Below are 20,708 nucleotides of genomic sequence, written 5' to 3'. Positions count from 1 at the left end.
ACAGACATGGAGATGGTAATGAAACCGATCAATATTGGCCTGATGGGCGTGGGGACTGTCGGTGGCGGTGTCGCCACCGTACTCAAGCGCAATGCCGAGGAAATCGCCCGCCGCGCCGGCCGTGAAATCCGCCTGACCATTGCCTCGCGCCGCAATCTGGAGCTGGCGCGCCAGCTGGTGGGCGACGATGTCAAACTGGTCGCCGATGCCTTTGCCGTGGTCAACGATCCGGAAGTCGACATCGTGGTCGAGCTGATCGGTGGCGACACCGTGGCCAAGGAACTGGTGCTGCAGGCCATTGCCAATGGCAAGCATGTGGTGACCGCCAACAAGAAGCTGCTGGCAGTGCATGGCAATGAAATCTTTGCCCGCGCCCAGGAGCAGGGCGTGATGGTGGCCTTCGAGGCGGCCGTGGCCGGTGGCATCCCCATCATCAAGGCGCTGCGTGAGGGCCTGTCGGCCAACCGCATCGAATGGATCGCCGGCATCATCAATGGCACCTCCAACTTCATCCTGACCGAAATGCGCGAAAAGGGTGCCAGCTTTGCCGACGTACTGGCCGAAGCGCAGCGCCTGGGTTACGCCGAAGCCGACCCCACCTTCGATATCGAAGGTCACGACGCCGGTCACAAGCTCACCATCATGGCTGCCCTGGCCTTTGGCATTCCCATGCAGTTTGATCGCTGCTATCTGGAAGGCATCAGCAAGCTGGACGGCGTGGACATCAAATACGCTGAAGAACTGGGCTATCGCGTCAAGCTGCTGGGCTTTACCCGCCGCACCGATGCCGGCGTGGAACTGCGCGTGCATCCGACGCTGATTCCGGAAAGCCAGCTGATTGCCAACGTCAACGGCGTGATGAACGCGGTACTGGCCAAGGGCGATGCCGTCGGCCAGACCCTGCACTACGGTGCCGGTGCCGGCGCGCTGCCGACCGCCTCCGCCGTGGTGGCCGACATTGTCGACGTGACCCGCCTGCTGACCGCCGACCCGGAACACCGCGTGCCGCATCTGGCCTTCCAGCCGGATCAGCTGAAAGACCTGCGCATCCTGCCGATCGACGAGGTATACAGCTCTTACTACCTGCGTATCGGCGCTGCCGACCGCGCGGGTGTGCTGGCCAATATCACCGGTCTGCTGGCAGAAAACGACATCTCCATCGAAGCGCTGATCCAGAAGGGCTCGGCCAGCGAAGGCAATGCCGAAGTGGTCATCCTCACCCACCGGGTGCAGGAAGGAGCCATCAACGCCGCCATCGCCGCCATCGAGGCACTGGACAGCGTGGCCGGCAAGGTAGTGCGCCTGCGCATGGAAGAACTCAACGACTAAGGCATTCGCCCCGTCATTGCCGGCGGGGCGGCGACTGGATGGTTGCAATGGCAAGACTCTGGATGAATGGCGTAGGCATGGCCTGCGCCCTGACTGCTTCGGCGCTGTATGCCACGCCGCTGACGCCCGGCCAGCATAATCTGCTGCAGGGCTTCCTGATGCGCAGCTGTATCAAGCGCACCCCGGCATCGGACGGGGTGGCCGAGCACTCCGACGCCCAGGTCCAGAAATACTGCCAGTGCGCCAGCGAACACCTGGCCAACACCTTTACCTCGGAAGAAGTGATGGGGGTGTTGACCGGGCAGATCCGCAAGGATGATCCGCGCGGCAAAAAGCGGCTGGCGGAAGCCTCCGCTGCCTGCAGCCACCATCTGGATGCCAGTGGCGCCGAATAACAGGCTGCGGGCAGCGTGTCCTGCCCGCAACAGCCCTCCAATTTGTACAGGTTGACCAACTGATCATGAAGTATCTCAGCACACGTGGCGGCATGCAGCCGCAAAGTTTCAGCGACATCCTGCTCATGGGCCTGGCACCGGATGGTGGTCTGGCGCTGCCGGAAAGCTACCCGCAGATCAGCCGCAGCCAGCTGGATGCCTGGCGTGGTCTGTCCTATGCCGAACTGGCATTTGAAATCATCCGCCTGTTCGCCACCGATATTCCCGAGGCCGATCTCAAGGACATCGTCAGCCGCACTTACACCGCAGCCGTGTTTGGCAGCGAAGCCATCACCCCGGTCAAGCGCCTGTCCGATGGCCTGGTGATTCTGGAGCTGTCCAATGGCCCGACGCTGGCCTTCAAGGACATGGCCATGCAGTTGCTGGGCAATCTGTTTGAATATGTGCTGGCCAAGAAAGGCCAGTCGCTGAACATCCTGGGTGCCACCTCCGGCGATACCGGCAGTGCCGCCGAATACGCCATGCGCGGCAAAAAGGGCATCAATGTCTTCATGCTGAGTCCGGATGGCCTGATGAGTGCCTTCCAGCGCGCGCAGATGTTCAGCCTGCAGGATGCCAACATCCACAACATCGCCATCAAGGGCATGTTCGACGACTGTCAGGACATCGTGAAGGCCGTGCAGAACGATCACGCCTTCAAGGCCAAATACCAGATCGGCACCGTCAACTCCATCAACTGGGCCCGCGTGGTGGCGCAGGTGGTGTACTACTTCAAGGGCTATTTCAACGCCACCAGCAGCAATGACGAACAAGTCAGCTTCTGTGTGCCGTCCGGTAACTTCGGCAATGTCTGTGCTGGCCATATCGCGCGCCAGATGGGCCTGCCGGTACAGCGCCTGATCGTCGCCACCAACGAAAACGACGTGCTGGACGAATTCTTCCGTACCGGTGTCTACCGTCCGCGCGGCACGGCCAATACCTATGTCACCTCCAGCCCGTCCATGGACATTTCCAAGGCCTCCAATTTCGAGCGCTTTGTGTTCGACTTGCTGGGCCGCGACGGTGCTGCGGTCAAGGCGCTGTGGGCCGATGTGGATGCCGGCAAGGGTTTTGATCTGTCCGCCAGACTGAGCGATGCAGCCGGCAAGTTCGGATTTGTCTCCGGCAAGAGCAGCCATGCCGACCGCCTGGCCACCATTCGTGCCGTGGATGCCAGCGATGGCGTGGTGGTGGATACCCATACCGCCGACGGTATCAAGGTGGCCCGCGAGCTGCGCCTGCCGGGTGAAACCGTGGTCTGCCTGGAAACGGCGCTACCGGCCAAGTTTGCCGATACCATCCGCGAGGCACTGGACCGCGATCCGCCGCGTCCGGCCGGTTTCGACGGCCTGGAAGATCTGCCGCAAAAAGTGGTGGTATTCGACGCCGATGCCGCCAAGGTCAAAGCCTTTGTCGAACAGACGCTGGCTGGCTAAGATTTGCCCAAGTCAGTCAGACAGGCTCCGTCAGGAGCCTGTTTTTTATTGCAGCATGCAACTGTTGCCGGCTTTGCCACTCTGATGGCAGTCGGCTTGCGCCGATACGCATTGGCAACCGGACTGGATACAATGGCAGGATGAAATTCCCTTATCTGTTTCTGAGCATGCTGCTGTCCGGCACGGTGTGCGCTGCGGCCAACCAGGACATGGCGGCACTGGAAAAACTGGCCGACCGCTTCATGCAGCAGGAGGTCAGCCAACGCCAGGCCAGCTACAAGCTGGGGCGGCTGGATCGGCGGCTGGTACTGCCCGCCTGCAGCAGCCCCAAGGTGGATTGGTCCAATACGGCTCAGACCAGTGGCAATACCAGCCTGGTGATCGTCTGCCCCGATAGCGGCTGGAGCATCCGCCTGCCGGTGACCGTCAGTGAAAAGCAGCTGGGCGTGGTACTGACCCGCTCGGTGGCGGCTGGCGAGGTGCTGCAGGCTGGCGATGTGAAGCTGGTGGAAATGGCCAATCCGGCGATGGCGCGCAATGTCATCAACAGCGTTGACCTTGCGGTGGGCCAGAGCATGCGCAGCGGGGCACCGGCCGGCAGCTGGCTGCGCAATTTCATGGTGCATGCCCCCTATGCGGTGCGCGCCGGACAACCGGTCAAGGTGTCGGCCGGGGGCGACGGTTTCAGCGTGCTGTCCGAAGGCACGGCCAATGGCAATGCCGCGGTCGGCGAAGCGGTGTCGGTCCGGCTCAGTAGTGGCAGGGTGGTGCGCGGAATGGTACAACCGGATGGCACCGTCAGCCTGTCGTACTGAATAAATTTTCAAGAGATTGCTTTTTCAGCCGATAATAGAACAAACCCCTCGTTAGTTTGGAAGGTCCCACCATGAAAATCGACAACTCGGGCAGTGCGGTTGGCGCCTATGCCAGCCAAAGCAAGCTGGCCAAGCGCGATGCCGGCACGCAAGCCTCTGCGACCAGCGCGGCCCCGACCGATAGTGTGGAAATCAATCCGCTGGCCAGCCGTATCAGCGCCCTGGCAAGCCAGGCGGGCGATAGCGAGCCGTCGTTCGATGCCGCCAAAGTGGATGCCATCAAGAGCGCCATTGCATCCGGCAGCTTTTCGGTCGATCCGGGCAAGATTGCCGACAGCCTGATCGCTTCCACCAAAGAATTGCTGAACCAGTAAGCCCGGCGCAATGGTTGACGCTGCCATGAATCAACAACCAGGCTTTGCCGAGCTGTGCCAGGCGGAAACCGCCCATGTGCTGCGGCTGGTTGAACTGCTGCAGCAGGAACAGCAGGTGATGATTGCCGGTCAGGTGCATTTGCTGGAAGCGCTGGCCGACAGCAAGAGCAAGGTATTGGACGAACTGGCCCGCCAGTCGCAGCAGCGTGCCCAGTTGATGAAGTCGCTGGGCCTGTCGGATAGCGACACCGTGTATCTCTGGCTGGCGGACAAGCCGGCCGAGCGGCAGGCCTGGCTGGCCCTGGAAGACCAGATCCACCGTGCACAGGGCATCAACCAGCTCAATGGCAGCTTTATCGAGCAGCAACTGGGGCAGGTTGAAGAGTCACTGGCGGTATTGCGCCAGGCCGCGGCTGCCACCCTCAGCTATGACCGTGGCGGCCAGCAGCCGCAGCCGGTAGGCGGCCGCCGCTTTCTCGGTTCGGCCTGAGCCGGTTTTCTCGCGCTTTCTCCCGCCTGCTGCTGCGATGTGGTGGGCGCAGCAGCCCCTTATGTGGTATCTTCGCCGCTAGGCCTGAGCAAACCACCATCCAAAAATCTGATGACCCTGATTTCCCTGATATTTGCGCTGGCACTTGAACAGCTGCGCCCACTGGGCAACCGTAACCGCGTCTGGCATGTGTTCACCCGTTATGCCAATCACCTGGAACGCAACCTCAATGCCGGTGCCAACCGGCATGGCGTGTTTGCGTGGATGCTGGCCATCCTGCCGCCGGTGTTGCTGAGCCTGCTGGTGTACTACGCCCTGTATGCGGCCAACCCGCTGCTGGCCATCCTGTGGAACGTGCTGGTGCTTTATCTCACCATGGGCTTCCGCCACTTTTCCAGCGCTTTTTCCGAGATTTCCCTGGCCTTGGCCGAGGGGCGTGATCTGGACGCCCGTATCGCACTGTCGCGCTGGACTGGTTTGCCGGCGGCCGAATTGTCGGTGAGCGAGATTTCACGCCTGGCCATCGAGCAGGGGGTGGTGGACAGCTATCGTCACGTATTCGGCACCATGTTCTGGTTTGTTCTGCTGCCGGGTCCGTCCGGTGCCTTGCTGTACCGTCTGTGCAGCATGCTCGGCCAGAAGTGGGGGGGCCGTCAGGCAGAGGAAGACCGCTTTGGTCGTTTTGCCGGCAGTGCGGCTGCCTGGCTTGACTGGTTGCCGGTGCGTCTGACCGCAGCCAGCTTCGCCGTAATGGGCGATTTTGAAGACGCGGTTTACTGCTGGCGCTCGCAGGCAAAAACCTGGGGCAATTACGCTAACGGCATTCTGCTGGCCTCGGCGGCCGGCGCGCTGGGCGTCAAACTGGGCGATCCGCTCCGACAGGATTACACCATCAAGTTCCGGCCTGAACTGGGCCTGGGCGACGAGGCTGATCCAGGCTTTCTGAAAAGTGCCGTCGGACTGGTGTGGCGCTCAGCCCTGCTTTGGTTGTTTGTCGTCCTGTTGCTCAGCGTTGCCAATCACATGGCCTGATGCCTGCCAACCGCCGCCCGTGATGGGCGGCGTTGCCATTTCAGCACGGTCATGTTCATGAACAAGGGGATGCGTCGCCCGCTGCGCCGCCATCACCCAACCGAATTGCAGGAGCACACACATGCTGTTTTCCGAACTCGGGCTGTCGCCCGAGATTCTTCGTGCCATTGAAGAGCAAGGCTATACCGAGCCTACCCCCATCCAGGCCAAGGCCATTCCGCTGGTTCTGTCCGGTCGCGATCTGCTGGCGGCGGCGCAAACCGGCACCGGCAAGACTGCCGCTTTCATGCTGCCCATCCTGGAGCGGCTGAAGAAATTCGCCAATACCAGCGTATCGCCGGCCATGCACCCGGTGCGTGCGCTGGTGCTGTCGCCCACGCGCGAGCTGGCCGACCAGATCGGCGTGAATGTAAAAACCTATACCAAGTATTTGCCGCTGCGTGCCACCACCGTGTTTGGTGGCATGAATATGGACCCGCAAACCGCCGAGCTGCGTCGTGGCATGGAAATCGTCATCGCCACGCCGGGCCGTCTGCTCGACCATATCCAGCAGAAAACCATCCAGCTGAACAAGGTGGAAGTGCTGGTGCTGGACGAAGCCGACCGCATGCTGGACATGGGCTTCATCCAGGATATCCGCAAGATCATGAGCATGTTGCCCAAGGAGCGGCAGACCCTGCTGTTCTCGGCGACTTTTGCCACGGAAATCAAGCGCCTGGCCGCGGACTTCATGAAAGATCCGCAGACCGTGGAAGTGGCGCGGCAGAATGCCACCAACGAGCAGGTGGAACAGCTGGTGTATTCGGTGGATGCCGGCCGCAAGCGCCATCTGCTGAGCCATCTGATCAAGACCCGCGACATGAGCCAGGTCATCGTGTTCTGCAAGACCAAGATCAGTGCCGACCAGCTGGCGCGTGATCTCAAGCGTGATGGCCTGGTGGCCGAAGCCATCCATGGCGACAAGGCCCAGGCCTCGCGCCTGGAAATCCTGTCCTCCTTCAAGGAAGGCAGCCTGCGCGTGCTGGTGGCCACCGATGTGGCGGCCCGTGGCCTGGATATTACCGAACTGCCCTTCGTGGTGAATTACGAGCTGCCCAATTCGCCGGAAGACTATGTACACCGTATCGGCCGTACTGGCCGTGCCGGTGCCAGTGGCATCGCCATTTCGCTGATGAGCCCGGCGGAAACCCGCCAGCACGAGGCGATTGAAAAGCTGACCCGCCAGACGCTGACACCGCAGGTGGTGGAAGGCTTCCAGCCGGGAGCCGCCGCCCCGCGTGACGAAGCCGCGCCGCGCCGCGAATCTTCCCGTAGCGAGGGGGGGCGTGATTATGGCCGCGAAGGAGGCCGCGAAGGCCGCAGCAGCCCGGTGCGTTCCACCCCGCGTGAATCGCAGCGTGATCCGATGTCCTTGCCGGCTTCTGCCCTGATGGTGGGCAAGTCGGGCGAGGGCCTGAAAACCATCAATCCGACCGCGGGCAGCCGCCGTAGCCGCAAGGCGCAGCGCGAAGTGCCGGCCCTGCTGCTGCCGCCGCGTTACAAGGTGGAAGTCAACCGCTGAGTATTGACCGCTGCCAGCCGAAAACCGCCCGTCGCCAGACCGGCGGTTTTTTCATGTCTGATCGACATGGTGGAGAGAAATGGCGGGCAGAAAAAAGGCCCCCGCAGGGGCCCAAGGAAGCAATGCTCCGTGCGTACAAATCAGACAAAAATCACCAGTGCGGCCATGGCGCCATGGGCACCCATTACCAGGCTTTGTTCGATATCCGCGGTGCGCGACGAGCCGGAAATGAAGGCACCAAAGCCGTGCTCGGCCAGCTGGATGCGGGCATAGGCATCGCGCATGGTGTCCACCATGGCCTCACGCGGCACCACCAGTACCAGCTTCTGGGTGAGGAAGTAAATCGAGCGGAAACGGTTGTCCGGATGGCTGACCCAGACCGTGGCATTTTCTGCCACCGCCAGCTGGCCGGGGACGATGGCGACGTCGACATCGTGCCAGGCATGTGGATCATCCACTTCCTCGTGCTGTGGCACGGTGAGGTCGACGGTGCGACCGGCATCCGGCCAGCGCGCAGCCACGACATCGGCCACGCTCTGCCCATCCGGCAACTGCACGGCATCGCCGCCCAGATTGCGGATCAGCGTGGCAAAGGCTGCAAACTGATCGTCGTAGCGGATGAAGGGTACGGCATGGATGTCCGGCAATGCCGTGGCGGCCGGGCGGTTCTGGCGGATACGGGCCAGTATGGTGTCACGGGCGCTCATTGTTGGCCCTCCTTGTCCTGCTTGTCCTGACTGCGCTGCTGGTACAGCTCCTTGAAGCTCTGGGCCGGCATCGGCGGCAGATCGCGTCCGGCACGGCTCCACGCGCTATGGCGGGTGAGACTTTCCGGAATGATGGGTACGACCTTGCGCATCACCTTGCCGCCCAGATCGAACAGCGCCGGGTGCTGGGTGAGGAAGCGCATGGCCAGCAGGCCCATTTTCTTGCCGGCGGGCAGCAGGTTCTGCTCAAACGCCTTCTTGCGGTGCAGTACCAGTTGTTCGTGCAGGTTGATCTTGACCGGGCAGACATTGGAGCAGGAGCCGCAGGTACTGCAGGCAAAGGCCATGCTGCCGTGTTTCTTCATGTCGCGACTGGGGCCCAGGGTAGAGCCGATGGGGCCGGGAATGATGTAGCTGTAGCTGAAGCCGCTACTGCGCCGGTAGACCGGGCAGGTATTCATGCAGGCACCGCAGCGGATGCAGCGCAGGCTCTGGTAGAAGTCTTCATTGCCAAGGATGTCGCTGCGGCCATTGTCGACAATGACAATGTGCATCTCGCCACCGGGGCGCGCCTGATGGAAATGCGAGGTATAGGTCGTCACCGGTGAACCGATGGCCGAGCGCGCCAGCAGCCGGGTGAACACCCCCAGGTGTTCCAGCCTGGGAATGATTTTTTCCAGGCCCATGCTGGCAATGTGAATCGGGGGCAGGCTGGTGCCGAGGTCGGCATTGCCTTCATTGGTGCACACCACCACGCCACCGGTTTCGGCAATGGCAAAGTTCACCCCGGTCAGGCCGGCATCGGCAGTCAGGAAATGCTCGCGCAAATTGGCCCGCGCCGCATGGGTGAGGTAGGTGGGGTCGTTATTACCGGCCTCGGTGCCCAGTTCTTTATGGAAAAGCTCGGAAATCTGTTCTTTTTTCAGGTGGATGGCCGGCATCACAATGTGGCTGGGTGCCTCGTGGCGCAATTGCACGATGCGTTCGCCCAGGTCGGTATCCACCACTTCGATGCCGCGCTGTTCCAGATAGGGGTTCAGTCCGCACTCTTCGGTCAGCATGGACTTGGACTTGACCAGCTTCTTCACCTGCCGTGCCGCCAGAATGCCGTGCACGATGCGGTTATGCTCGTCGGCATCGGCCGCCCAGTGCACGGTGACACCGTTGTTCTGGGCATTGGCTTCAAACTGCGCCAGATAGTCGTCCAGCTGCGACAGGGTGTGGGCCTTGATCTCGCGCGCCAGCCGGCGCAGTTCTTCCCATTCCGGCAATTGTTTGGCCTGGGCATCGCGCTTTTGCCGCACCCACCAGATGGCGCTGTCGTGCCATTTGGCCTGGGCGCGGTCCTTGAGGAATTCAGCCGCGGCTTGCGGGTGTTTTACGCTGTCGTCTTTCATGCGCCTGCTCCGCGACCGGTGAGGATTTCCACAATGTGCAGCGGACGGATGCGCCTGCCCTGATGGCGGATGATGCCGCCCATGTGCATCAGACAGGAGGGGTCGGCGCCGACGATATATTCCGCACCGGTGGCCTCATGCTGGGCCACGCGATCTTCGCCCATGGCGGTGGACAGTTCCGGCTCATCCACGCAGAAGGTGCCGCCAAAACCGCAGCATTCGTCACGGCGCTCGGGCAGCAGCACTTCCACACCATCCACCAGCTTGAGGATGTTTTCCAGCCGCGACTGGTAGGGAATCATCAGTTCGGACGGGCTGGCGTGGTGCAGTTCGCGCAGGCCGTGGCAGCTCTGGTGAATGGAAACCTTGTGCGGGAAATACACCGGCTTGGGCAGTTTTTCCAGCTTGAGCACGTCCTGCAGGAATTCGATGATCTCGTAGACCTTGGGCTTGAGCTGCTGATAGGCCGGATCTTCCGCGATATACCAGTCGTAGTGGTGGGTGACGTGCGAAACGCAGCTGCCGGAAGGGGCGACCACATAGTCGTATTGCTGGAATACGCCGGTAAAGCGCCGGGCGGCCTCACAGGCGCCCTTGCTGTCGCCGTTGTTGGCCAGCGGCTGGCCACAGCAGGACTGCTCCATGGGAAAAGCCACTTCGCAGCCCAGGCTTTCCAGCAGTTCGAGCGTGGCCATGGCCACATGGGGAAACAGTTCGTTGATGAAACAGGGAATGAACAGGCCGATTTTCATGGTGCGCGGGGCCTCCGACAGGCTGGAGCAGGGTACTGGCTGCATTTAATCCCCATTCCCCCGCCCTGCCAATGCGGAATTACCCTTGAGCGCTTTTCCGCCGCCTTCAGTCCAGCTGATCGTTCTGGTTTTTCATCTCGGCAAAGCGGCTGATCACCTGCACCACGCCCTTGGCCTGGTGGTTGATCTGCGAAATGGTCTGTCCCACGCGCTGGGACAGCTCCACGCTGCCATTGGCCTGTTGCAGCAGGCTTTGCATGCTGGCTACCGCCGCGTCGGTATGGCCCTGGATATCCTGCACCATATGGCTGATTTCCCCGGTGGAGGAGCTGGTGCGTTCGGCCAGCTTGCGCACCTCGTCGGCCACCACGGCGAAGCCCCGGCCCATTTCGCCGGCGCGCGCCGCCTCGATGGCGGCATTGAGGGCCAGCAGATTGGTCTGGTCGGCAATTTCCTTGATGGTCTGCACGATGGAGCCGATCTGCTGCGAGCGCTCACCCAGCTGTAGTACTTGCTGGCTGCCGCGTTCGATGTCGGTAGCCATGGTCATGATGCCTTCGATGCTTTGCTCGATGTCGAAGACCCCGGCATTGGCCAGTGTCTGGGTCTCTTGCGAGGAGCCATAGGCCAGCAGCGCGGCATCCCGCTCCTGTACCTGTTGTGCAACCTGCTGGCTGATGTCGGTGGCGAACTTGATGACGCTGAGTACCTGGCCGTTTTCATCCAGCACCGGATTGTAGTTGGCCTCCAGCCACACGGTGCGGCCATCACGGCTCAGCCGCTGGATGCGGCCGCTGTAATGCTGACCGCTGCGCAGGCGCTGCCACAGCGCTTCGTACTCCTGGCTGGTGGCGAATTCGGCCGGGCACAGCAGGCGGTGCGGCTTGCCGATCAGGCTGTCGCGGCTGTGGCCGGTGGCCTGCAGGAAGTTGTCATTGGCATTGATGATCTGCCCGTCCGGGGTGAACTCGATCACCGCCATGGCGCGGTTGATGGCTTGCAGGATGGCGTTGTTGCGGGCGGCCTCGTTGACCTTGGCGGTGATGTCGGTGGCAAACTTGATGATGCTGACCACACGACCTTGCTCATCCAGCAGCGGGTTATACGTGGCTTCCAGCCAGATGCTGCGGCCATCGGCGCTGCGGCGCTTGACCCTGCCCTGATAAAACTCGCCCCGGCGCAACATGTCCCAGAAGCGCTGATAGTCGCTGCTGGCGGCATAGGCGCTGTCGCAGAACAGGCTGTGCTTTTTGCCCAGCAGCTCGGCCTGGCTTTGATAGCCCATGGTATTAAGAAAGTTCTGATTGACCTCGATGATGCTGCCATCCGGATTGAAGCGGATCACCGCCATGGAGCGGTCCAGTGCCTTGCCCAGCTGCTGTTCGGCATGGAGTTGCTGCTTGAGCTCGGCTAATTCCTGTTTCAGTTTGCGATCAAACATGTTTTCCCCGTGATGTACCTGCTTTTAATGGTTATAGCGGATCGGCGTCCGCTCTGACAGCGGCATTGCCGCTGCTGTCCTGCAAAATGGGCTGCAACAGCTCGCTCAGCCATTGCATGAACACCCGGCAGCGTTGCGGCAGCTGGCGACGGTTGGCATAGAGCAGGGAGACCGCCAGCGGTGGCGCCTGCCAGTCTGGCAGGATTTCCACCAGCTGCCCCGCGGCCAACTGGGCGGCAACCCCTGCCTGCGGTGCCTGGATGATCCCCATGCCGGCCAGGCAGGCGGCATGGTAGGCATCGGAATTATTCACCGTCAGCGCCCCCGCCATGCTGTAGTGGCACAGGCTGCCGCTGCTGTCCTGGTATTCGAAGCCGCTGCGCCGCCCACCCAGCACGCTTTGGTAATGGATCAGCCGGTGGCCGGCCAGCTCATCCAGGCTATGCGGTGTGCCGTGGCGTGCCAGATAGTCCGGGCTGGCGCAATTGATCTGGCGCTGCCAGCCCAGATGACGGGCAATCAGGTTGGAGTCGCGCAGCTGGCCCACGCGCAGCACGCAGTCGAAACCTTCGCTGAGCAGATCGACCAGCCGGTCGGTGCTGCTCAGTTCGATTTCCAGCTGCGGATGGCGCTGCAGGAAGTCCGGCAAGTTGGGCAGCACGCTGTGGCGGGCAATGGCGTGGGGCAGGTCCACGCGCAGGCGGCCACTCAGGCGGGCCGGCGTGTTGGCAAACAGCGCCTGCAGTTCCTCCACTTCATCCAGCAAGTCCTTGCAGCGCTGGTAATACAGTTGCCCATCCGGCGTCATGCTGACCTGGCGCGTGGTCCGGTGCAGCAGGCGTGCGCCCAGGCGGTTTTCCAGTTGCTGGATGGCTGTGGATACGCTGGCCTTGGGCAAGGACAGCTGGGCTGCGGCCCGGGTAAAACTGCCCATCTCGGCGACGCGCAGGTAAATGCGCATGGCTTGTAGCTGATCCATGGCCGGCGGCTCCATTGTCTTGATATCACGAACATTATGATCGTAAATGGCATGTTTATCGCCATAAAGCAAAACAATACACTGCAATCCTGCAGATGCATCCTGCTTCTGCGCTTTCCTCAGGAGCTTCACATGCAACAGAAAATTGCTTTGGTCACCGGTGGCAGCCGTGGTCTGGGGCGCAATGCCGCCCTCAAGCTGGCCGCCCGTGGGGTAGCTGTGGTGCTGACCTATCAGGCGAACCAGGCCGCAGCCGACGCCGTGGTGGCCGAAATTGACGCGGCCGGCGGCCAGGCTGCCGCCATGCCGCTGGATGTGGCACAGAGCAGCAGCTTTCCGGCCTTTGCCGAACAGCTGCGCCAGCTGTTGCAGCAGCGCTGGCAGCGCCAGCAGTTTGACTATCTGCTCAACAATGCCGGCATCGGCATCCATGCCGGCTTTGCCGAAACGACGGAAGCCCAGTTCGATCACTTGCTCAACATCCAGTTCAAGGGGGTGTTTTTCCTCACCCAGGCGCTATTGCCGCTATTGGCCGATGGTGGCCGCATCCTGAATGTTTCCAGCGGTCTGACACGCTTTGCCCTGCCAGGTTATGCCGCCTATGCCGCGATGAAGGGGGCGGTCGAGGTGCTGAGCCACTATCTGGCCAAGGAATTGGGGCCTCGCGGCATTGCCGTGAATGTGCTGGCACCCGGAGCCATTGAAACCGACTTTGGTGGTGGCGCCGTCCGGGATAATGCCCAGCTCAACCAGTTCATTGCCAGCCAGACTGCGCTGGGGCGGGTCGGCCTGCCGGATGATATTGGTGCGGTGATGGCCATGCTGTTGTCTGATGAGGCCGGCTGGATCAATGCGCAGCGTATTGAGGCTTCGGGTGGCATGTTTCTGTAAAAGAAAGCCTGCTTTAAATGGCGGCAATACGTCCGCATGATTAAAGTTTATTATTATTCAATATGAATAAAGGGCTGCCGGGTGCAGCTCTTTTCCTTTGCCGCGCATACTTGGCAAGGAAGTTTGAAGTGATATGCTTGAGCGGTGCAATTGCAGCTGCATGCTGTTGCCGGGCGAATTGAATGTGTCGTCTGTCAGCGCAGGGTGCTGGCTGCTGTGCGCTGCTTATTTGTTTTTATTTGAAGAAAAGTACTTAAGTCGTATGGTTTGCTTTTTCTCAATCGATTAATTTTTTGACATTTGGAATGAGTTTGAAGTTACCAGCCGCTGCCATTCAGGCAGGGCGCGTGCAGCTTGTTATTCGGCAATAGTCAGTCAAGGTCAGTGTCGCATCATGATAAATATCAAACAAAATTTGACTAATTGCTGTGCGGATCTTTGTTCCGGGAGGGCCGACGAAGAAAAAATCATCCAGATGATTGCGCTGCTCAAGGCATTTCATGTGCTGTATGTTAATGTCCATTCCCCGGAAGCCAGATTGATTCAGCATGTGATTGATAATCTGAAGTCGGTGCATTCGGTTTATCAATCGCGCGATGAAATCGTGCTGATGCCTTATGAAATCAGGGAGCTGAACGCCGCGAGGCAGGCCTGCATGGCCAAGTCTGGCCGGCGCGGCGCCAATGTCCTGCATCATCTGTATAGCGTTTATCTTGAATATTACCGGCAGATGCTGAAGGCTAATCAGCCTTGAACGGCGGCAGCCACGCTTGGCCGCTCAGTAGCAAAGCCCGCGATCCGCGGGCTTTTTTTGTCGCCAGGCTGGCAGGAAAGTGGCGGAAGAGAATGGGAGTCGAACCCACCCGGGACCGCTGGCGGCCCCCTCTGGTTTTGAAGACCAGCCACCCCACCGGGGATGCCTCTCTTCCGTGTCGGCCGATTATACCGGTTTCAGCCTGCGGGTGAAGTTTCGTCCGTGCCCTGGCTGCTGCTGGTGCTGTGGCCGGCGAACAGCAGGTTTTCGCGCAGCAGGTGGCGGTCGCCCAGGCGGCGGGTGAAGCCGCTGCGATCAAAGAATTCCAGAATCTGTATCGCCAGTTTGCGGCCGCAGGCCAGCTGGTTGCGAAAGCTGGCGGCATCGGCATGGCCGTGTTGCTGACACAGCTGACGGACGATGTCGGCCATGCCTTGCATGGTTTCCGCTGCAAAGTAGCGGTCGGGCACCACGGCCAGCACATGGCCTAGCCGGGCAGCCTTGCGCAGCAGCTGCCGGAGTGTTTCTTCCTCCATTCCGCTGGCAGCCGCCAGATCGCGCACCCAATGCGGCTCGCTGCTGTTGGCAAAGTGCGGCGCCAGCTGCTGCCATTGCACTTCTTCCTGGGGGGTGAACGCGAGCAGATGCTGTGGCAGGTGCAGCCAGCCGCGGGTCTGGCGCAGGCTGCCCTGTTGCAGCAACTGCTCCAGCAGCAGATTGACCGTGGCCTCCGGTTCGCTGGGCAGGGCCAGCCGGCGCAGGCGGCCACGGCTGGCACCGAGTTGGTCCGGGTGTTGCTGATGCAGCCTGGCCAGCCCATCCAGCAGTTTCTGCTGCAAGCCGGCCCAGCGCTCGGCCGCGTAGAGGCGGTCTGCCACCTGCTGGCCGGTACTGTGTTGCAGCAGGGCCTGCATGCCGTGATCGGGCAGCTGGTTGGCCCAGGCGAAGTCGTCCAGCATCACCGCCTGCTGCCGGCCAAGCACGGCCAGCTTGGCCGGCAGGTTCAGCATGGACTCCTGCAGCTGCTGCAGATGCTCCAGCCGTTCCGGCAGGCGCTTGCCGCGCGTTGGCGGCTGCAGTTCCAGCACCTGCGCGCCGGCGATGGTGTCGCGGGCGCTGGCATCACGCAGGATGAGCCGGTCTCCATCGGCCAGCCACAGTGGCTGATCCAGCGTCAGCTCGGCCAGGGTATGGGCGCCGGCCTCCAGCTGGCTGCGGCTGAGCAGTGCCAGGCGGCCGGTGGTGTGACGGGCCGCGTGGTGGATATGCACGGCCTGCCAGTGCTTGAGCGGGGCAATGGCCTGCAGGGCAATGGTGATGCGCTGGCTGGGCGGTGGCGGGGCGGTGGCCAGCAGCCAGTCACCGCGCTGGACCTGCTGCTTTTCCACATCGCCAACCAGGTTGAGCGCAATGCGCTGGCCGGCCTGGCCTTGGCTGGCACTGGCATTCTGCACATGCAGGCTGCGCACGCGTACCGGCACATTGCGACCAGTCAGCCAGAGTTTGTCGCCGACTGCCACGCGCCCGCCCAGTGCGGTACCGGTCACCACCAGACCGGCTCCGCTGAGGGTGAAGGCGCGATCGATGGCCAGGCGGAAGCGCAAGCTGGCGGCGGCATCCGGCAGGCTGCTTTGCTGCAGCAGATGCTGGCGCAAGCCGGCGATGCCCTCGCCGCTGTGGCTGGAGACCACAAACAGCGGGGCCGCGGCCCAGCGGCTGGCTTGCAGCAGTTGCCGGATGTCGGCGGTGACTTGCTGCAGGCGGGCCTGGTCGACCAGATCGCATTTGCTGATGACCACGCTCAGCTGCGCGATGCCGCTGAGTTGCAGAATGGCCAGATGCTCGCGTGTCTGCGGCATGATGCCGTCGTCGGCCGCCACCACCAGCAGCGCATGCGGAATGCCGGACAGGCCGCACAGCATGTTGGCGAGAAATTTCTCGTGGCCGGGTACGTCGACAAAGCCCAGCACCCGGCCATCCGCCTGCGGCAGATAGACATAGCCCAGGTCTATGGTCATGCCGCGCTTTTTTTCCTCGGGCAGCCGGTCGGCATTGTGGCCGGTCAGCGCCTGCAGCAGCGCGGTTTTGCCGTGGTCGATGTGGCCGGCGCTGGCGAAAATCATGCGATGGAACGGTCGGCCGGATGTTCCAGCCCCACCGGGTCGATATGGGTCATCACATTGAGCACCGGGTGTTGCTGCATCACCATGTCGCGGGCTCGCTCGGCGATGTCGTGGGCATCAAAGACATTCATGTGGCCATCCACTTCCAGATGGACATCCACCACGATCAGGTCGCCCATTTTGCGGGTGCGCAAATCATGCAGTGCCAGCACGCCGGGTGTGACCAGCAGGGTCTGGCGGATGGCTTCGGCTTCTTCGGCATCGGCGGCGCGGTCCATCAGGTCGTGCAGCGAGTTCCAGGCAAAGCTCCAGCCCATCTTGCCGACGATGAAGCCGACAATCAGCGCGGCGATGGGATCGAGAATGGGATAGCCCATCAGGTTGCCGACAATGCCGATGGCCACCACCAGTGACGAGGCGGCGTCGGAGCGCGCATGCCAGGCATTGGCCACCAGCATGCTGGAGCGCACGCGCTTGGCCACCGCCAGCATGAAGCGGAACAGCAATTCCTTGGCGACCAGCGCCACCAGTGCCACCCACAGCGCGATGCTGTGCACGGTGGGAATGGCTGACGGGTCGTGAAACTTCACCGCGGCCGACCACAGCATGCCGATGCCTACGGCCAGCAACAGCAGGCCCAGTATCAGCGAGGCGGCGTTTTCATAGCGCTGGTGACCGTACTGGTGGTCGGCATCCGGGGCCTTGCGGCTGTGATGGCCGGCCAACAGCACCACGAAGTCGGAGAGCAGGTCGGACAGCGAGTGGATGCCGTCGGCCACCAGCGCCTGGGATTTGGCGAATACGCCAATCAGTACCTGGGCGCTAGCCAGGACGATATTGACCCAGACGCTGACCATGGTGCTGCGGTGGGCAGCCCGGTCGCGTGCGGCCATGTCACCGGGTTCGTGTGGTGTGTGGCTGGTGTGAATGGTCATGACATTACAGTTCAAAGCGGGTGGGGAGTGCAGTATGCCATAGCTCGAATAAGTTTTTATTAATTGGTTTTTATTTTCCGGTAAATAAAAACAATAATAAGAATGATCTGCATTTCACCGGCGTTGGCGGCGGATCATGTCAGAATAGCCACTGTTTTCCATCCTGTTACGGAATGATCTTGGCTCTGTTGCTGAAGTCTCTGCTCGGTGCGCTGGCGGTGGTGCTGATCAGCCTGCTGTCGCGTTCGCGCAATTACTATATTGCCGGCCTGGTGCCGCTGTTTCCCACCTTCGCGCTGATTGCCCACTACATCGTCGGTAGCGAGCGCGGCGCGCTGGCGCTGAAAACCACCGTGCTGTTCGGCATGTGGTCCTTGCTGCCGTATTTTGTTTACCTGTTCAGCCTGTATTGCCTGGTCGACCGCCTGCGCCTGCCGTGGGCGCTGGCTGCTGCCACGCTGAGCTGGGCGGTGGCAGCCTTTGTGCTGATCCAGGGCTGGAACCGCTGGCACGGCTAGCCGGCTGAGTCCGGCGGCTGCAGGTTGGCGAGAAAGGCCGCTTCATCTTCCAGGCAGCGCAGGTCCAGCCATAGCTTGCCATCGTTGAGCCGGCCGATCACCGGGGTGGGCAGGCTGCGTAGTCGCTGGGCCAGTGCTTCCAGCGTGCTGCCGCGGCCATCGCGGGCACTGAAGGTAATCGCCCAGCTGGGCAGGCGGTCGACCGGTAGCGAACCGCTGCCAATCTGCGACAGGCAGGCGGCTGTCGCGGTATCGAACTCAGCGCCGGCGAAGCTGCCCAGGCAGTCCAGCAGGCGCGCTGCTTGTTCTTGCATTTCCGCTTGCGGGCGGGTCAGCCGGCGCAGGGTAGGCAGCTGTTGTGTCAGCTTGTCCGGTTGCAGATAGAGCCGCAGCGTGGCTTCCAGTGCGGCCAGTGTCATCTTGTCGCAGCGCAGGGCACGCTTGAGCGGATGTTGCTGGATTTTGTCTATCCAGCTTTTCTTGCCGATGATCAGTCCGGCTTGCGGGCCTCCCAGCAGTTTGTCACCGGAAAAGCTCACCAGATCCACGCCCTGGGCAATCATCTGTTGTGGCATGGGTTCGGCTGGCAGGCCATGGGCGGCCAGATCGATCAGCGCGCCCGAGCCCAGGTCGGTGGCCACCGGCAAGCCATGCTGGTGGGCCAGTTCGACCAGTTCGGCTTCGCTGACACTGTGGGTGAAGCCTTCGATATGGTAGTTGCTGGTGTGTACCTTCATCAGCAAGCCGGTGTCGGCATGGATGGCCTGTTGGTAATCGCGCAGATGGGTGCGGTTGGTGGCGCCCACTTCCACCAGCCGGCAGCCGGCCTGGCGCATCACATCCGGCATGCGGAAGGCGCCGCCGATTTCCACCAGCTCGCCACGCGATACCACTACTTCGCGTCCGGCCGCCACGGTGGAGAGCAGGATCAGCACGGCTGCGGCATTGTTGTTGACCACGCAGGCGGCTTCGGCGCCGGTCAGCTCCTGCAGTAATGCGCTGATGGCGTGGTCGCGATGACCACGGCCGGCACCGTCCAGATCGTATTCCAGCGTTACCGACTCGCGCATGGCATGGCTGACGGCCTCCACGGCGGCCTCGGCCATCGGCGCGCGCCCCAGATTGGTATGCAGCACGGTGCCGCTGAGATTGAACACCGGCCGCATCTGCATCTGCTGGCGGCTGGCCACGCGCTGGCTGGCGGCCTGCGCCAGCTGCTGTTCGTCTGCGGCCCAGCCGGGCAGGCTGTTGGTGGCGCGGATGTGCTGGCGTGCCTCATCCAGGGTCTGGCGCACGGCCTCGGCCAGGGCGGCGCTGCCATGGCGGTCGACGACCTTTTCCAGCAGGCGGTGATTGAGCAGCCGGTCTACCGAGGGCAGGCGGGCGTACAGGTTTTTCAGCTCCATGGTGCCTTCTCAGAATCGGGAAAATCGGTATAGCAGATACAGCAGTGCCACCAGCAGCAGATTGCCGGCCAGCCAGCCCAGCATGTGGCGCCACCGGCTTTGCTGATCGGGGGCCGGCTCGCAACGCTGGCGGTGCAGGGTATGGGCGATGCATTGCCAGCCGCTCCAGGTGGCTTCGGCGATATCGGCCGGGAGCGATAGCAGTCTGTTGTCCTGCTGCGGATCACGGGTATGCATGGTGTGGCTCCTGCAAGTTCGGGAGGACTCCCTTCTTGCATACTAGCCGAGCCGACGCAGCAATGGGTAGCCCGTGTGGAACTGCACGTATAATGGCGCGATGACACATGATGCCACTCCCCCTTTTGCCGGCTTGACACCGGATGCGCTGCTGGATGCGGTGGAAAGCCTGGGCCTGCGGGCCTCCGGCAGCCTGCTGGCACTCAACAGCTATGAAAACCGCGTCTATCAGCTGGGCATGGAAGATGGTCCGCCGCTGGTGGCCAAGTTTTACCGCCCCGGGCGCTGGAGCGTTGCCCAGATACTGGAGGAGCATGCTTTCAGCCTGCAGCTGGCCGAGCGCGAGATTCCGGTGGTGCCGCCGCTGCTGTTTGACGGGGCCAGCCTGCACCAGCATGGCGGTTTCCGTTTTGCCCTGTTCGCCCGGCGTGGCGGACGGGTGCCGGAGCTGGGCGATAGCCGCACGCTGGAGTGGATAGGCCGCTTCCTGGGGCGGATTCACGCACTGGGGCAGGTGGCGGATTATGCGCAGCGGCCGGCGCTGGATATCGACAGCTTTGGCGTGGAGCCGGTGCACTATCTGCTGGCCAATAATCTGTTGCCGCCTGATCTTTGCGAGGTGTATCGCGGTGTGGCCGCCCAGGCGCTGGATGGGGTGCGGCGCTGCTTCGACCGTGCCGGTACGGTGCGCCAGCTGCGCCTGCATGGCGATTGCCATAACGGCAACATGCTGTGGACCGACGATGGCCCGCATTTCGTCGACTTCGACGACAGCCGCATGGGGCCGGCCTTGCAGGACCTGTGGATGCTGCTGTCCGGCTCGCGCGAGGAGCAGTCTGCCCAGCTGGCGGATGTGCTGGCGGGTTACGAGGATTTCTGCGATTTCAATGTGCGTGAGCTGTACTTGCTGGAGGGCTTGCGCACCCTGCGCCTGCTGCATTATTCGGCCTGGCTGGCGCGGCGCTGGCATGATCCGGCCTTTCCGGCCGCCTTTCCCTGGTTTGCCCAGCCGCGCTTCTGGGAAGAGCAGATCCTGTCGCTGCGCGAACAGATCGCCCTGATGGACGAGCCGCCTCTGTGGCGTCTGCCCTGAGCCG

At 62.1% G+C, this 20,708-nt stretch carries 21 protein-coding genes and 1 tRNA gene; 12 read left to right on the top strand and 10 right to left on the bottom strand.

Annotated features, from left to right (window positions below; genetic code table 11):
- Positions 1-18 precede the first annotated feature (18 nt).
- The 8 genes from DFR38_RS10405 (at position 19) to DFR38_RS10370 (ending at position 7,471) form a co-directional block, all read left to right on the top strand.
- On the top strand, positions 19-1,329 hold the full coding sequence (locus DFR38_RS10405; protein WP_059285349.1) for a homoserine dehydrogenase: 1,311 nt from the start codon (positions 19-21) through the stop codon (positions 1,327-1,329).
- 47 nt (positions 1,330-1,376) lie between these two features.
- Entirely contained in the window at positions 1,377-1,724 is a 348-nt protein-coding gene (locus DFR38_RS10400; RefSeq protein ID WP_146215961.1) for a hypothetical protein, read from the top strand.
- Between the two features lie 65 nt (positions 1,725-1,789).
- The gene (gene thrC / locus DFR38_RS10395) at positions 1,790-3,199 is read left to right on the top strand and encodes a threonine synthase (RefSeq protein WP_059285347.1); all 1,410 of its coding nucleotides are present in this window, start codon (positions 1,790-1,792) and stop codon (positions 3,197-3,199) included.
- A gap of 140 nt (positions 3,200-3,339) precedes the next feature.
- The gene (gene flgA / locus DFR38_RS10390) at positions 3,340-4,014 is read left to right on the top strand and encodes a flagellar basal body P-ring formation chaperone FlgA (protein WP_239688574.1); all 675 of its coding nucleotides are present in this window, start codon (positions 3,340-3,342) and stop codon (positions 4,012-4,014) included.
- Positions 4,015-4,085: 71 nt separating this feature from the next.
- Positions 4,086-4,388 carry a flagellar biosynthesis anti-sigma factor FlgM gene (gene flgM / locus DFR38_RS10385; RefSeq protein ID WP_059285363.1) on the top strand — a complete coding sequence of 101 codons (303 nt, stop codon included), beginning with the start codon at positions 4,086-4,088 and terminating at the stop codon, positions 4,386-4,388.
- Positions 4,389-4,413: 25 nt separating this feature from the next.
- Positions 4,414-4,878, top strand: coding sequence for a flagella synthesis protein FlgN (locus tag DFR38_RS10380; RefSeq protein WP_158527726.1), 465 nt, complete (start codon positions 4,414-4,416; stop codon positions 4,876-4,878).
- A 111-nt stretch (positions 4,879-4,989) separates the two neighbouring features.
- Entirely contained in the window at positions 4,990-5,910 is a 921-nt protein-coding gene (locus tag DFR38_RS10375) for a CobD/CbiB family protein (protein ID WP_059285345.1), read from the top strand.
- A 121-nt stretch (positions 5,911-6,031) separates the two neighbouring features.
- Positions 6,032-7,471 (top strand): DEAD/DEAH box helicase, encoded by a 1,440-nt coding sequence (locus DFR38_RS10370; RefSeq protein ID WP_110313365.1) that lies wholly within the window; start codon positions 6,032-6,034, stop codon positions 7,469-7,471.
- Positions 7,472-7,611: 140 nt separating this feature from the next.
- On the opposite strand, the gene DFR38_RS10365 is transcribed toward DFR38_RS10370, so the two are convergent.
- The 5 genes from DFR38_RS10365 to DFR38_RS10345 all read right to left on the bottom strand — a co-directional run bounded on the left by DFR38_RS10365 (position 7,612) and on the right by DFR38_RS10345 (position 12,747).
- Entirely contained in the window at positions 7,612-8,178 is a 567-nt protein-coding gene (locus DFR38_RS10365) for a LutC/YkgG family protein (protein WP_059287145.1), read from the bottom strand.
- Positions 8,175-9,575, bottom strand: coding sequence for a lactate utilization protein B (locus DFR38_RS10360; protein ID WP_059287144.1), 1,401 nt, complete (start codon positions 9,573-9,575; stop codon positions 8,175-8,177). The genes DFR38_RS10365 and DFR38_RS10360 overlap by 4 nt, the downstream gene beginning before the upstream one ends.
- Complete coding sequence (locus DFR38_RS10355; RefSeq protein WP_239688791.1) at positions 9,572-10,372, bottom strand: (Fe-S)-binding protein; 801 nt, start codon at positions 10,370-10,372, stop codon at positions 9,572-9,574. The genes DFR38_RS10360 and DFR38_RS10355 overlap by 4 nt, the downstream gene beginning before the upstream one ends.
- Before the next feature lie 61 nt (positions 10,373-10,433).
- The gene (locus DFR38_RS21730; protein ID WP_059287143.1) at positions 10,434-11,768 is read right to left on the bottom strand and encodes a methyl-accepting chemotaxis protein; all 1,335 of its coding nucleotides are present in this window, start codon (positions 11,766-11,768) and stop codon (positions 10,434-10,436) included.
- A 31-nt stretch (positions 11,769-11,799) separates the two neighbouring features.
- On the bottom strand, positions 11,800-12,747 hold the full coding sequence (locus DFR38_RS10345; protein WP_059287148.1) for a LysR family transcriptional regulator: 948 nt from the start codon (positions 12,745-12,747) through the stop codon (positions 11,800-11,802).
- A gap of 132 nt (positions 12,748-12,879) precedes the next feature.
- Between DFR38_RS10345 and DFR38_RS10340 the strand changes: the two genes are divergently transcribed.
- Both DFR38_RS10340 and DFR38_RS10335 read left to right on the top strand, forming a co-directional pair.
- Positions 12,880-13,638, top strand: a complete 759-nt coding sequence (locus DFR38_RS10340) for an SDR family NAD(P)-dependent oxidoreductase (protein WP_059287147.1) — start codon at positions 12,880-12,882, stop codon at positions 13,636-13,638.
- 394 nt (positions 13,639-14,032) lie between these two features.
- A complete protein-coding gene (locus DFR38_RS10335) occupies positions 14,033-14,392 on the top strand; it encodes a hypothetical protein (protein WP_146215960.1) in 360 nt (119 codons plus the stop codon).
- Between the two features lie 80 nt (positions 14,393-14,472).
- Here DFR38_RS10335 and DFR38_RS10330 read toward each other — a convergent pair.
- The 3 genes from DFR38_RS10330 to DFR38_RS10320 all read right to left on the bottom strand — a co-directional run bounded on the left by DFR38_RS10330 (position 14,473) and on the right by DFR38_RS10320 (position 17,450).
- Positions 14,473-14,567, bottom strand: a tRNA-Sec gene (locus DFR38_RS10330).
- Between the two features lie 22 nt (positions 14,568-14,589).
- Positions 14,590-16,515, bottom strand: a complete 1,926-nt coding sequence (selB, locus tag DFR38_RS10325) for a selenocysteine-specific translation elongation factor (RefSeq protein ID WP_110313364.1) — start codon at positions 16,513-16,515, stop codon at positions 14,590-14,592.
- Positions 16,512-17,450: a cation diffusion facilitator family transporter gene (locus DFR38_RS10320; RefSeq protein ID WP_059287623.1), complete on the bottom strand. Its 939-nt coding sequence runs from the start codon at positions 17,448-17,450 to the stop codon at positions 16,512-16,514. The genes selB and DFR38_RS10320 overlap by 4 nt, the downstream gene beginning before the upstream one ends.
- 173 nt (positions 17,451-17,623) lie before the next feature.
- Between DFR38_RS10320 and DFR38_RS10315 the strand changes: the two genes are divergently transcribed.
- Positions 17,624-17,968 (top strand): GlpM family protein, encoded by a 345-nt coding sequence (locus DFR38_RS10315; RefSeq protein WP_476855449.1) that lies wholly within the window; start codon positions 17,624-17,626, stop codon positions 17,966-17,968.
- Here DFR38_RS10315 and selA read toward each other — a convergent pair.
- Together selA and DFR38_RS10305 are read right to left on the bottom strand one after the other, a co-directional pair.
- Entirely contained in the window at positions 17,965-19,374 is a 1,410-nt protein-coding gene (gene selA, locus DFR38_RS10310; RefSeq protein WP_110313363.1) for an L-seryl-tRNA(Sec) selenium transferase, read from the bottom strand. The two genes, DFR38_RS10315 and selA, sit on opposite strands and share 4 nt — an antisense overlap.
- A gap of 9 nt (positions 19,375-19,383) precedes the next feature.
- Positions 19,384-19,611: a hypothetical protein gene (locus DFR38_RS10305; protein WP_059286835.1), complete on the bottom strand. Its 228-nt coding sequence runs from the start codon at positions 19,609-19,611 to the stop codon at positions 19,384-19,386.
- A 100-nt stretch (positions 19,612-19,711) separates the two neighbouring features.
- On the opposite strand from DFR38_RS10305, the gene DFR38_RS10300 reads away from it, so the two are divergent.
- Positions 19,712-20,704, top strand: a complete 993-nt coding sequence (locus DFR38_RS10300; protein WP_059286836.1) for a serine/threonine protein kinase — start codon at positions 19,712-19,714, stop codon at positions 20,702-20,704.
- Positions 20,705-20,708: the final 4 nt, after the last annotated feature.

The sequence above is a fragment of the Aquitalea magnusonii genome, assembly GCF_003202035.1.
GTDB classification, from domain to species: Bacteria; Pseudomonadota; Gammaproteobacteria; order Burkholderiales; family Chromobacteriaceae; genus Aquitalea; species Aquitalea magnusonii.
Note: the sequence above shows the minus strand (reverse complement) of the source record. Positions and strands in the feature narration are given on the sequence as shown.